General features: G+C 31.6%; 15 protein-coding genes. 11 read left to right on the plus strand and 4 right to left on the minus strand.

Annotation, left to right across the window (positions count from 1 at the left end; all coding sequences use genetic code 11):
* Positions 1-2: 2 nt before the first annotated feature.
* Both ACT8VG_RS02310 and ACT8VG_RS02315 read right to left on the minus strand, forming a co-directional pair.
* Positions 3-155 (minus strand): hypothetical protein, encoded by a 153-nt coding sequence (locus ACT8VG_RS02310; RefSeq protein WP_444195112.1) that lies wholly within the window; start codon positions 153-155, stop codon positions 3-5.
* A gap of 95 nt (positions 156-250) precedes the next feature.
* Positions 251-757 (minus strand): GNAT family N-acetyltransferase, encoded by a 507-nt coding sequence (locus ACT8VG_RS02315; RefSeq protein WP_444195113.1) that lies wholly within the window; start codon positions 755-757, stop codon positions 251-253.
* 100 nt (positions 758-857) lie between these two features.
* Between ACT8VG_RS02315 and ACT8VG_RS02320 the strand changes: the two genes are divergently transcribed.
* The 7 genes from ACT8VG_RS02320 to ACT8VG_RS02350 all read left to right on the plus strand — a co-directional run bounded on the left by ACT8VG_RS02320 (position 858) and on the right by ACT8VG_RS02350 (position 6888).
* Positions 858-1061: a DUF1146 domain-containing protein gene (locus ACT8VG_RS02320; protein WP_187012266.1), complete on the plus strand. Its 204-nt coding sequence runs from the start codon at positions 858-860 to the stop codon at positions 1059-1061.
* An 85-nt stretch (positions 1062-1146) separates the two neighbouring features.
* Positions 1147-2136: a rod shape-determining protein gene (locus ACT8VG_RS02325; RefSeq protein WP_117459735.1), complete on the plus strand. Its 990-nt coding sequence runs from the start codon at positions 1147-1149 to the stop codon at positions 2134-2136.
* A 39-nt stretch (positions 2137-2175) separates the two neighbouring features.
* On the plus strand, positions 2176-2949 hold the full coding sequence (locus ACT8VG_RS02330) for a Cof-type HAD-IIB family hydrolase (protein ID WP_217107013.1): 774 nt from the start codon (positions 2176-2178) through the stop codon (positions 2947-2949).
* Positions 2950-3486: 537 nt separating this feature from the next.
* A complete protein-coding gene (locus tag ACT8VG_RS02335) occupies positions 3487-3873 on the plus strand; it encodes a hypothetical protein (RefSeq protein WP_230310180.1) in 387 nt (128 codons plus the stop codon).
* Positions 3866-4297, plus strand: a complete 432-nt coding sequence (locus ACT8VG_RS02340) for an NfeD family protein (protein ID WP_343017557.1) — start codon at positions 3866-3868, stop codon at positions 4295-4297. Before ACT8VG_RS02335 ends, ACT8VG_RS02340 begins: the two co-directional genes overlap by 8 nt.
* A 1-nt stretch (position 4298) precedes the next feature.
* A complete protein-coding gene (locus ACT8VG_RS02345; protein ID WP_006504996.1) occupies positions 4299-5204 on the plus strand; it encodes an SPFH domain-containing protein in 906 nt (301 codons plus the stop codon).
* A gap of 985 nt (positions 5205-6189) precedes the next feature.
* Positions 6190-6888: a hypothetical protein gene (locus ACT8VG_RS02350; protein ID WP_440252599.1), complete on the plus strand. Its 699-nt coding sequence runs from the start codon at positions 6190-6192 to the stop codon at positions 6886-6888.
* Positions 6889-7508: 620 nt separating this feature from the next.
* Here ACT8VG_RS02350 and ACT8VG_RS02355 read toward each other — a convergent pair.
* On the minus strand, positions 7509-7790 hold the full coding sequence (locus tag ACT8VG_RS02355; RefSeq protein WP_444195114.1) for a hypothetical protein: 282 nt from the start codon (positions 7788-7790) through the stop codon (positions 7509-7511).
* 12 nt (positions 7791-7802) lie between these two features.
* Positions 7803-8558: a DeoR/GlpR family DNA-binding transcription regulator gene (locus ACT8VG_RS02360; protein ID WP_117458977.1), complete on the minus strand. Its 756-nt coding sequence runs from the start codon at positions 8556-8558 to the stop codon at positions 7803-7805.
* Positions 8559-8796: 238 nt separating this feature from the next.
* Between ACT8VG_RS02360 and ACT8VG_RS02365 the strand changes: the two genes are divergently transcribed.
* The 4 genes from ACT8VG_RS02365 (at position 8797) to ACT8VG_RS02380 (ending at position 12893) form a co-directional block, all read left to right on the plus strand.
* Positions 8797-9102: a PTS lactose/cellobiose transporter subunit IIA gene (locus tag ACT8VG_RS02365; RefSeq protein WP_288686655.1), complete on the plus strand. Its 306-nt coding sequence runs from the start codon at positions 8797-8799 to the stop codon at positions 9100-9102.
* Between the two features lie 12 nt (positions 9103-9114).
* Positions 9115-10764, plus strand: a complete 1650-nt coding sequence (locus ACT8VG_RS02370) for a lactose-specific PTS transporter subunit EIIC (RefSeq protein WP_217107211.1) — start codon at positions 9115-9117, stop codon at positions 10762-10764.
* A gap of 72 nt (positions 10765-10836) precedes the next feature.
* Positions 10837-12237 (plus strand): 6-phospho-beta-galactosidase, encoded by a 1401-nt coding sequence (gene lacG / locus ACT8VG_RS02375; RefSeq protein ID WP_331873975.1) that lies wholly within the window; start codon positions 10837-10839, stop codon positions 12235-12237.
* A 2-nt stretch (positions 12238-12239) separates the two neighbouring features.
* The gene (locus ACT8VG_RS02380; RefSeq protein WP_217107213.1) at positions 12240-12893 is read left to right on the plus strand and encodes an HAD family hydrolase; all 654 of its coding nucleotides are present in this window, start codon (positions 12240-12242) and stop codon (positions 12891-12893) included.
* The last annotated feature ends 248 nt before the right edge of the window (positions 12894-13141 follow it).

The following is a 13141-nucleotide window of genomic DNA, read 5'->3' on the forward strand; positions in this document are numbered from 1 at the left end:
GACTAAATAAGCAAATGATAATCAAATACAATTGTAAGAGATAAAATGATAATCTTAATATAATCTAGATTGAGTTTTCTTGAATAGTACCAATCAAATAGTAAGAATAGAATAGAAAGAGATAAAAATATGATATAGAATTTTAATTTTTTCATAGGAGTCCTCCTGAATGAATTATAGTATATTTGTTTCTTATATATGTTAAGCAAATGTAAAAGTAAAATAAAAAAAACTGTGTTTACACACAGTTTCAAATCAATCTTTCGTATGCTTCTCTTTCTTCGTTGTTTTTTAAACGAATAGTACCACAATGTTTAAATCCATTCTTTAATATAAATTCTTTCATTGGTTTATTATTCTTATCAATATCTAAACGAATAGAAGGAGTACCACTCTGTTTACAGATGTTGACTGCATAATCCAATAATTTTTTTGCATAGCCATTTCCTTTATGATTATTATCAATCACAAAACGATGAATAATACCATAGTGCCTAGTATTAGTAAGCCAGTGGCCATTGTAGATTCTTACATAGTTTGGTTCTATTCCTATAAAAAAATGCATTGTGCCATATGTATGGGAATGTTTAGAAAGAACATAACTGTTACCTGATATAATATCGTCTAGTATTGTGCTAATGTCAGGATATCCTTTTTGCCATTGATTAATATTATTATCTTTAAAATATTCTTTTGCTTGATTAATAAGATCCATCACACGACTTAGATCTTTAATTTCTGATGCGCGTACATTCATATCAATCACCTCATTTAAAATTGTACTAGAAATCATTTGAAATATCAAATGGTTGTATTTTGATTGCTGAAATGGTTAAATAGTGTCAAAGGAGGATACTATGTTTTATCGTACAGTTAATATTTTAGTCTATATTATTTCTGTCTTATTAGCTATGTATGGCTTGCAGGCTTTTGACTTCGAACGCTTCTTAAGAAAGGGCAGAATCAGCCAGTTTTACGTCTTCTATATAATCGCGAGTGTGGCGCTCGGATACTTATTTGCACAATTTATACTTAATTTTGGTACGTTAAGTTTTTATTGATTTAAAGCCAATATTTTTTAATTAATTGACTTGAATAATATGAATAAAATGATAAAATAGAAATGCTTACAAGGAGGAAAAAGGTATGAGCTTATCAAAAGAAATTGGTATTGACCTTGGTACTGCAAATATCCTTATCTATGCTAAAGGAGAAGGAATTGTAGTTAATGAACCAAGTGTTGTCACTATTAATGTAGAAACAAATAGACCTGTTGCTGTTGGTGAAGAAGCAAGAGAAATGCTTGGAAAGACTCCTGGAAAATTAAAAGCAATCCGTCCATTAAAGGATGGTGTTATTGCTGATTTCCAGACTACTGAAATCTTACTAACACACTTTATCAATAAACTAAACTTAAAAGGAATTTTTGCTAGACCAACAATCTTAATTTGTTGTCCATCTAACATCACTTCAATCGAAAAGAGTGCCATCCAGGATGTTGCTTTAAGATGTGGTGCTAAGAAGGTATATATCGAAGAAGAACCAAAAGTAGCTGCTATTGGTGCTGGTCTTGATATTTCTAAACCATCTGGAAACATGGTTATCGATATCGGTGGTGGAACTACAGACGTTGCTGTACTTTCATTAGGTGATATCGTTACATCTCAGTCATTAAAGATTGCTGGTGACAAGATGGATCAGGAAATCATTAAATACGTAAAAGATAAATATAAGTTATTAATTGGTGATGCTACAGCTGAAGAAGTTAAGAAACAGATCGGTTGTGCATTCCAGCCTAACGAAGAAACAGTTATGGATGTTCGTGGTAGAGACTTAGTGACTGGTCTTCCAAAGACTGTCCAGATGAATGAAGCTGAAACAGTTTCTGCTTTAGGAGAAGTTTGTGAAACAATCTTAATTGCTGCTAAGCAGGTTCTTGAACAGACACCACCTGAATTATCTGCAGATATCGTAAATAAGGGTATCTTCTTAACTGGTGGAGGAGCTTTATTAAAGAATTTAGACAAGTTCCTTGAACAGGGATTAAAGGTTCCTGTATTCGTAGCTGATACACCACTTGATTGTGTTGCTGAAGGCTGCGGTGTCATGTTAGAAAACACTACATACTTACAGTAAGAGATAGCGTTCGCGCTATCTCTTTTTTTGGAGGAAATAATGAAAGCGATATTTTTTGATATTGATGGTACAATCTACCATCCAGAGATTGGTATTAGTCAGAATACGATTGATGAAATTCATAGAGTACAGAAATTAGGCCATAAATGCTTTATCGCAAGTGGTAGACCAACTGGATTTATTTCTAAAGAAGTCAAATCCATTGGTTTTGATGGTTTTGTATTAGCTAATGGAGCACATATTGTAACTGAAGGAAAAACAATAGATTCTTTGACTTTACCTTATGAAGAAACAAAGAAACTTATTGAATATGTAGAATCACAAGGTTATGAATATATACTTCTTACAACTGATCGTTGTTATTTAAAGAAAGAGTCACCACATATGTATGAATTCTATGCTTGGTGTAATATTGATATGGATTCTTTATGCAATGATTATGATTTAGATGAAGTACTAAAGAAAACAATTAAATTAGAAATCAGATATAATAAAAAAGAAGACAGCATAGGACTTATTGAAAGACTAGGGGCTTTCTTCTATGAAAAACATGATGATAGCTTAAACATTGAAGTATCTAATATAGATACTTCTAAGGGTCATGGTATTGAAACAATGTTGAACTATTATGGCTTAGATGTTGATGATAGCTATTGTTTTGGTGATGGAGCCAATGACTTAGAAATGTTTAAAACAGTAGGTCATCCTATCGCTATGAAGAATGCAATCCCTATGATTTATCATCATGCATCAATTATCTGTGAAGATGTATTGCATGATGGTGTGGCAAAAGAATTAAAGAGACTCTTTTAACTTCTGCGTAAAAACAGAAGTTTTTTGTTTTACACAGATATCTATAGATGTTAATAACATAATAGATTATAATATTATTAGTAATTGATTTTAAAACTTTGCTCTTAACATCAACTATAATAAAATGTTAGTTATTATTAAAGAATAGGAGGAGCATAGACTATGCCAGGATACTTGTTAGGCATTTTTTTATCTTATTATTAGTAGTGATTGATTTTTACCTTCAGAAGAAGATTAATAAAAAAGGATATGTATTTCTATGTATAAATAAAGGTAGATTAAGATATCCAATACTTGTTTTATTTGTGGCTTTCTTTATTTATTTCGTCATAAAGAAACAGTATCTATTGATTCTATGTATGCTATATGTGCTAAGAATAATAGATAAACTCATTTACATAGATAAGAAATAATACTTTTGAAACTCTAACATTCAAGATGGTAGAAATATGATCTTATTGGTAGATTTTTTTTGTTATACGATTTTTGTTGAATAAAAATAATAAAAATAATACAATGATATTGGAGGTGATAAACATGAACTTTGTCTGGAATACAAACGAACTGAATGCATCTGTCGTCTCCATTTATGAAACAAATATTACGTTGAATACGACAGCATGTATGCATTTTGAAAATGTGAATTATGTTCTATTAGGTATTGATTATGACAATCATTGTATCGGTATCAAACCCGTGGGAAAGCAAGCCATCAATGACGGAATTTATCCACAGGACCAGCTTCATAAGATATCAAGAGGTAAGTCCTATGGAAGAATCACAAATAAACCATTTATTAAAGAACTTGCTGATTTGATTCCTCTCGATTTCAATGAAAAGAATGTTTATAAGTTTAAAGGAACATATGACATTGTTCATGAAGTTCTCATTGTTGACTACAAGGAGGGAAAGCTAAATGGATAGTTTGGTAGTGTGGTCAGGTGTTATGATTGCGTGTATTGTGGTAGAAATACTCACGGTATCACTAGTAAGTGTCTGGTTTGTGATTGGTGCTTTTGCGGCATTGATTGCCTGCTTATTAAATTTATCGGTTCCAATACAGGTTGGTATATTCCTAGTAGTATCTGTTATATGCGCAATAGTGGCACGTCCTATGGCTGTAAAAAGTCTGAAGGGCAATATAATACATACGAATAATGATGCACTCATAGGAACGCATGCTCTCGTTATTAAGAGAATTGATGCAGATCATATGGGTGAAGTAAGAATTAAGAATCAGATTTGGTCAGCGTCTTCACTTCATAATTTGACTTTAGAAGAAGGAGAATATGGAGAAGTTGTCGCAATTGAAGGTGCACATCTAGTTGTAAAAAAGGAGGGTAACTAAGATGTTAGGATTTATTTTAATGATTTTATTAATCGCAATTGTTGTTATTCTTATTTTCAGTACAGTAAAGATTGTTCCACAGTCATATGCTTATGTAGTAGAAAGAATCGGTGCATATGACCGTACATTAAATGTAGGTTTACATATTCTTATTCCTTTAATTGATCGTGTATCTAACCGTGTATCATTAAAGGAACAGGTTATGGACTTCGCTCCACAGCCAGTTATTACTAAAGATAACGTTACAATGCAGATTGATACAGTTGTCTATTTCTCTATCACAGATCCAAAGTTATTTACTTATGGTGTAGTAAGACCAATTAATGCGATTGAAACATTAACTGCTACTACATTAAGAAATATCATTGGTGAACTTGAATTAGATGATACTTTAACATCAAGAGATATCATTAACTCTAAGATGAGATCTATTCTTGATGATGCCACTGATCCATGGGGTATCAAGGTAACTAGAGTAGAAGTTAAAAACATTCTTCCACCAAAAGATATTCAGGAAGCAATGGAAAAACAGATGCGTGCAGAACGTGAAAGACGTGAATCTATCTTAGTTGCTGAAGGTAAAAAACAGGCTGCAATCTTAAATGCTGAAGGGGATAAGGAATCTCTTGTATTACGTGCAACAGCTGAAAAAGAAGCACAGATTGCGAAAGCTGAAGGTCAGGCTGAAGCATTAAGACTTGTTTATGAAGCACAAGCTAAAGCTATTCAGTATATTAATGAAGCAAATCCTGAATCTGCTTATATCCAGTTAGAAGGATTAAAGGCATTAAAGAACTTAGCTGATGGACAGGCTACAAAGATTATTGTACCTAATGACTTAGCAGGATTAGCTGGTACACTTACAACTTTATCAGAATCACTTAAGGATCCAAAAAAGCCTGAGTAATAATAGTCAGAAGACAGATACTGTCTTCTGATTTTTTTGTATCTAAAAAGCCATGCGCATAACAATTATTTTTAACTTAGTGCATATTATTTCTGATTAGATTGTTGAAAAGAAGGAAATACACGCATAAGGCTCATCAACATAAATACTGAGTAAAAGAAGATTATAAAATGATTTTAATTACACATAATCAACAGGTAAATCCAATTATTGAAATTATTTTTATCCATAAATGCCAAGAAAATTGAAACTGTCATTTCTTATCTATGATAATTGCCTGTGGAATGAAAAAGGTTCTTTTTAAGTTAATTGTCCCTTTAGGTTATCTTATTCAGCAAAAATCTCAAAACGACACTCGTACTTAGTTTCCTTAAGTAAAATGGGCATAGAGGGAGCTCTCGTTATTTTATTACTTAAAGCTCCTTTATTCATAATCATAACAAGAATCTCAGATACTATTTCCTTCCTCTTGAATGTATAATTAGCTCGCTTCTTAAGAAGTAGAGAATCTAGATAATCTTGCATATATTTGGTTCCAAAATCTATTATTATTTGTAGCATTGAACTCACTTCTTTCATCTTTTCGTTGACTGAACCTTATGATTTTCAATTATCATAGCACTTACCTGGCCTTTAAAATCATGACTGAATTATGGCGACCATAAAGTAGAAAATCAGTTGTTAAGCTAAATATAATGATCTATTAGCAATATTTGCCTTAAACTTAGCGTAAAAATATACAATAAGTAAAATTATAGGTTATTAAAGAAGTTATTTAAGTGTAATTATTGTATTAACAATAATGATGTGATATTATTTAATTAACATCTAGATGGAATTAAATTTAATTAGCCACTATATGTAAGCGCTTAATAAAATAGCTTTAAAACTGCTATTATATATCAAGGCACAGAAAATAGTCATATTTATTAAGTGATCTTCTATAGATAGTGGCTGCATGAGAAAATGGAGGAATTATCAAATTATGAAGAAGATAATTAGTATTTCGTTTTTGATTTGTTTATTTATATCTATGTTGTCAATAAAACCAACATATGCAATTGAGCCTTATGCCAAGTTTCAAGAATTAAAAATTGGTGATGAAAAAATCGCGTTGAGCACTAATATTTACGATAATTATGTAATATGTGAATCAATTAGTGAAAAAGGGGAAAATAATATATATGTTTTTAACAAAACGACCAAGACAGCTACTTTAAACGGTAGAAATATTAATTTGGTATTTTCACAATACAATGAAAATGAGGGAGATATCAGCAAATTACTAAAATCTTCAAGTCCCTATACTCCTGTATATGTTTATACTAGAAATATTTCTTTCAAAAATGTTGTAAAAAGTGTGGGAGCAATTGCTACAGTAATTGGTGGAGTTATTGCGACGGCTTCATTAACTGGGCTTGCATTACCGAGTATTGCAGGAATAATTAGCAATTGGTCTAGTTCGGTTGGTTTAGGATCGCTAGCAGCTGGATATCTATGTTCAGGAAATTTTTCTTATAAATTATATCGAACAAAATCTCCCGTTAAATTTGGTGTTGCAACAAGTGCTCAGATTGCATATCGATATCAAAATAGTAAAGTGAATTTTAAGGTGAAGAAAAAAACAATGTATCATAGTTATAATAAAGTGGGGTCATGGTGGTATGCAACTAAACCTGTATAATATTTTGATTGTTTTATTGTTGATGTTAATTGATTTTTATCTTCAAAATAAGATTAATGAAAAAGGATATGTATTTCTATATATAAATAAAAGCAAATTAAGATATCCGATACTTGCACTATTTGCGTCTTTATTTATATTTTTCATTCTAAAGAAACAGTATCTATCAATTCTATGTCTTCTTTATGTATTACGAATAGGAGACAAGTTGATTTACTTATATAAGAAATGATATTTAGAGACTCTAACATATATGATAGGTAAAACTATATTATTGTTAGAGTTTTTTGCTATACAATTTATTTTGAATAAAAAGAATGTGATATCAAGAGGTAAATATTATTGGAGAATCTCAAATAAATCATTTATTAAAGAAATTTCTGATTCGATTCCTCTCGATTTCATTCGATGAAAAGAGTGTTTATAAGTTTAAAGGGACATATGACATTGTTCATGAAGTTTTCATACTTGACTGCAGAGAGAAAACTAAATGGATAGTTTGATAGTGTGGTCATGTGCTGTAGTTGCATGTATTGTGGTAGAAATACTCACAGTATCACTAGTAATGGTCTGGTTTTTGTTATGTAAAAATAGCCATGCAATATCGCATGGCTTTTTAATCATTTGAAGATATCCTTTATCTTACTACCAACAGTTTTATAATTAAGCAATTTCTTGATTTCTTCCTTGTCTAAGTATTCTTCGATATAACCACAATTCTCACAAATATAGAAAGTCTTCTTTGCGGTATTTCCCTCTTTAAATATAGCGAAAACTTGCGAAGGCTTATTAATATGATTCGTTATTTGAGAAATATTACCACCACCATTTTCATGGAGCTGATCTTTAATAATAATAATTTTATCGTGATTACATTTTGGGCAGATTCCAGTCTTTTTCATAGTGAGTTCTCCCTATACCGTTACAATAGTTGTATATTCTTTATAATGTTTTAATACATCAGGATCAATCTCATTATCAGTAATGACTGCATCAAAATTAAAGAGATCATAGAAGATATAAAAGTCAGAACGATTAAACTTAGTAGAATCTACAAGTAAATATCTATTCTTCGCATTATCTAAAGGTATTCCCTGTGATTCTCCTTCTTCTAATGAATAAGTCGTAATACCACTATTAAAGATACCATTACAACCAATAAAGGCTTTTGTATATCTTAATTTACTTAATACCATATTTGTGATTGGACCTACAAAGGTATTTGTATTACTACGATATTCTCCACCTATTAACATTACATCAGTAGGAGTATGACCACTCAAAATATTAAATACTGCAAGAGAATTCGTAACTACTCTAATATTACGTCCACATAACTGCTCTGCTAATAACTGAATAGTAGTACCAGGACCTAAGAATATTGTTTCTCCTTCTTGAATAAGACTTGCTGCTTTATGCGCAATTCTTGTTTTTTCTTCTATCTGTACAGAAGACTTTTCTAAATGAGAACGTTCATGATCCATACTAAAAGATAAACTCTGTGCACCACCATGTACTCTTAATAATTTACCAGACTTCTCTAATTCATCTAAATCTCTTCTTGCAGTCATATCAGAGATTTCTAATTGTTCCATGATTTCATTGATTGATATAATTCCTTTTTGATTGACCATCTGTGTAATTCTTACAAGACGTTCCTTTTTTAACATGTTTTCACTCTCCTTGTCAGTGTCAGTATATCATTTGGTGTGTTTGAAATCAACATCAAGCAAACAAAATCGAACAAATATAACGTAATTAATGTCGATAATTATCATTTATGTTTATAAATGTTTAATTTATTGTTTAAAGATGTTTGCTTCTGTTGACAAATGGTATGTACGCGTTTACAATGTACTTGTAAACGAAAGAGGCCGATTCGTAAAGAAGAAAAAGGAGATTAATACAATGACTAAAGAAGAAGTAAGTATGATTGGATTTGAAATTGTAGCATATTCAGGGGATGCAAGAAGTAAGCTACTACTTGCAGTAGAAAAAGCAAAACAAAAAGATTTTACAGAATGTGAAAAACTTATTAGTGAAGCGAATGACTGTTTGAACGATGCACATAAGTCTCAAACTGAACTATTGCAGTTAGAAGCTAGAGGTGAAAATATTGATATCGGGTTTATTACAGTACATGCTCAAGATCATTTAATGACTACAATCTTATTAAAAGATATTATTAATAATCTACTAGATATTTATAGATAATGGGGTGAAATAATGGAGGCATTAATTGGAAAAATCGAGAAGGCTAAGCCGTTTTTCGAAAAAGTATCAAGAAATAAATATTTAAAAGCAATCCGTGATGGATTTATGTCAGCAATGCCTGTAGTATTATTCTCAAGTATATTCATGTTGATTGCTTATGTTCCTAACATTTTTAAATTTTATTGGCCAAAAGAAATTGAGGCTATGATTTTAAAACCTTATAACTATTCAATGGGGTTACTTGCTGTTCTTGTAGCAGGAACAACTGCAAAGAATCTTTGTGATAGTTTCAACAGAGACATGCCAGTTAATAGACAGATCAATAATATTTCTACACTAATGGCTGGTATCGTAGGATTCCTAGTTGTAGGCGTTGATTCTATCAAAGGTGGATTTGCAAGTGGTTATATGGGCTCTAAGGGTCTTTTAACAGCATTCTTAGTTGCTTTCTTTGTTTGTAATGTTTATAGATTCTGTGTAAAGAGAAACATTACTATTCATATGCCTGAAGAAGTACCACCAAATATTTCTCAGACATTCGCAGATGTTATTCCTTTCGCTATTTCTATCTTATTATTGGCATTATTTGATATTGCTTTCAGAAATGCAGCAGGTATGTGTTTTGCTCAGGCAGTTATTGAATTCTTCCAGCCACTATTCACTGCGGCTGATGGATATGTAGGTTTAGCAATTATCTATGGTGCTATGTCATTATTCTGGTTTGTAGGTATTCAGGGACCTTCAATTGTTGAACCAGCAGTATCAGCAATTTATTATGTAAACATCGCAAATAACTTAGAATTATTCCAGGCTGGTAAACATGCAGCTAACATCTTAACTCCAGGTTGTCAGCAGTTCGTTGCAACACTTGGTGGTACTGGTGCAACTTTAGTAGTAACACTTATGTTTGCTTTCATGGCTAAATCAAAAGAATTAAAGGCAGTTGGTAAGGCAAGTTCTATTCCAGTATTATTTGGTGTAAATGAACCAATCTTATTTGGTGCTCCATTAATCTTAAACCCAATTTTCTTTATTCCATTTGTCTTAGCGCCAATCTTAAATGTATGGATCTTTAAGTTATTCGTTGATGTTCTAAAGATGAACAGCTTCATGTATATTCTTCCTTGGACTACACCTGCTCCATTAGGTATTGTGCTTGGTTGTGGTATTACAATATTATCCGTTTTATTTGCAGTATTAGTATTAGTAGTAGACTTTGTTGTATATTACCCATTCTTCAAGGTATACGACAGAGAAAAATGTGCTGAAGAAGCAGAAAAAGAAGGGTTAATTGAAGAAGAAAAAGAAGAAGCAGCCGTTGAGGTTTCTTCAGATGTAGTCAATGAAAAGAGAATTTTAGTATTATGTGCCGGTGGAGGTACAAGTGGTTTATTAGCTAATGCTTTAGCTAAAGGTGCAAAAGAAAAAGGAATTTCTATTGTTACAGCAGCTGGATCATATGGTGCACATTATGATATGTTAAAGGACTATGATTTAGTTGTCTTAGCACCACAGGTAGCGAACTACTATCAAGATTTGAAAAAAGATACTGATAGATTAGGTATCAAGTGTGTAGCTTGTGAAGGTAAAAAATATATTGAATTAACTCGTAATCCTCAGAAGGCACTTGAATTTGTATTCTCAATTTTAGACGGAGAATAAACATTGAATACACATTAGAATTAATTCCTAGTGTGTATTCAATTTATATAATAATTATAAAGGAGATTAATCATGAAATTCAGTGAAGATTTTGTGTTTGGTGGCGCAACTGCTGCATACCAGTGTGAAGGTAGTACTAGAGCATATGGTAAAGGTAAAGTCGCTTGGGATGATTATTTAGAAAAGCAGGGAAGATTCTCTGCTGATCCTGCGAGTGACTTCTATCATAAATATCCTGTAGATTTAAAACTATGTAAAGATTTCAGCATTAAGGCTATTAGAATTTCTATTGCATGGTCAAGAATTTTCCCAGAAGGAAAAGGAAAAATCAACCAGGAAGGTGTTGATTTTTATCATCGTGTATTCCAGGAATGCCATAAGAATGGTGTAGAACCATATGTTACTTTACATCATTTTGATACTCCTGATGCTTTACATAGCAGAGGTGATTTCTTAAATAGAGAAACAATTGATGCATTTGAGAAATATGCAGAATTCTGTTTTGAAGAATATAAAGATGAAGTTACTTATTGGTTTACTTTTAATGAAGTATGGCCAATTGCAACAAACCAATATATTGAAGGTACATTCCCACCTTGTATTACATACGATATTACTAAGGCAGTTCAGTCAATGCATGGAATGATGGTAGCACATGCAAAGGCAGTTTGTGCTTATAAAGCACACAACTATAAAGGACACATTGGAATTATTCACTCCCTAGAAACCAAGTATCCTTTAAACGAAAATGATCCAAAAGATGTATATGCAGCTAAGAAAGAAGATGTTCTTGCTAATCAATTCTTGCTAGATGCTACATTCTTAGGTTATTATACAGATGAAACTCTTAATATCATCAATGAATTAGTTCATCTTAATAATGGTACTTTTGAATATGATCCAGCTGATATTGAAATCATGAAAAAAGCTGCAAAAGAAAATGATTACTTAGGTATGAACCACTACCAGAGTCATTTCATTAAGGCATATGATGGTGAAAATGAAATCCACCATAATGGTACAGGTGAAAAAGGTACAAAGAAGTTCAAATTAAAAGGTGTTGGTGAAAGAGTATTTAAAGAAGGTATTCCAACTACTGACTGGGACTGGTTGATTTATCCTCAGGGAATGTATGATATGATTATGAGAATCAAGAAGCAGTATCCTAATTATAAAGCTATTTATATCACAGAAAATGGTATGGGTTATAAAGATGACTTTAATAATGGTAATATTGATGATTCTCCAAGAATTGATTATATCAAGCAGCATTTACAGTGGTTATTAAAGTCTATCGAAGATGGCGCAAATGTAAAAGGATATTTTGTTTGGTCATTAATGGATGTATTTTCTTGGTCTAATGGTTATAATAAGAGATATGGATTATTCTATGTAGATTATAATACACAAGAAAGATATCCTAAAAAGTCAGCTTATTGGTTTAAGCGCGTATCAGAAACGAAAGAGGTATAGTTATGAATTCTTATAAAGGAGTTATATTTGATTTTAATGGAACATTGTTCTTTGACAATCCAAAGCATGTATTAGCCTGGGGAAAGATTTCCGAGGAAATAAGACATCATGGAATCAGCGAAGAAGAGCTACATGAACATTTCAATGGTGTTCCTAATAATAAGATTATTGAATACTTATTTGAAGGACAGTGTACAGATGAACAGAAACAGAAATATTCTTTACTTAAGGAACAGTATTATCGTGAATTTTGTAAGGAAGATAAAGAAACATTCCATTTAGTTGCTGGTGCGACAGAATTCTTTGATAAACTTAAAAACAACAACATTCCATTTACTATCGCAAGTGCATCCATTAAACCAAATATTGATTTCTTTGTAGAATCATTCCATCTTGATCATTGGATCAATCCTGATGATATTGTCTATGATGATGGAACGTATGATAATAAGATCATGATGTTCAAGAAAGCAGCTAATATTCTAGGAGTAGATATAAGTGACTGCTTAATCGTTGAAGACTCCCTAAGTGGTATTGAAAATGCCTATAAAGCAGGATGCAGAAATATAATCGTAATCGATTCTGCAAATAAAAAAGATGAATATCAGAAGTTACCAGGAGTAACAAAAGTGATTGATTCATTTAAGGAAATTTAAATTAAGAGCCATCTTATTAAAGATGGCTCTTTTTTGCAAGAAAACAAGATAGGCGCTTCACTATGATAATTCAGTCTTTTGTTACGAACGATTTCGTTGTAAAATATAAGAGTCAAATAGAATAGTAATTTGGCTATGGCAGCTGTCATATATGGTGGTTGCAAAGTTTATGGAGGAATAAATATGAATGTATTAGTTACAGGTGGTGCAGGTTATATTGGTAGTCATGTCTGTGTAGAATTACTACA

The sequence above is a fragment of the Catenibacterium sp. genome (assembly GCF_052354645.1).
Taxonomy (GTDB): domain Bacteria; phylum Bacillota_I; class Bacilli_A; order Erysipelotrichales; family Coprobacillaceae; genus Catenibacterium; species Catenibacterium mitsuoka_A.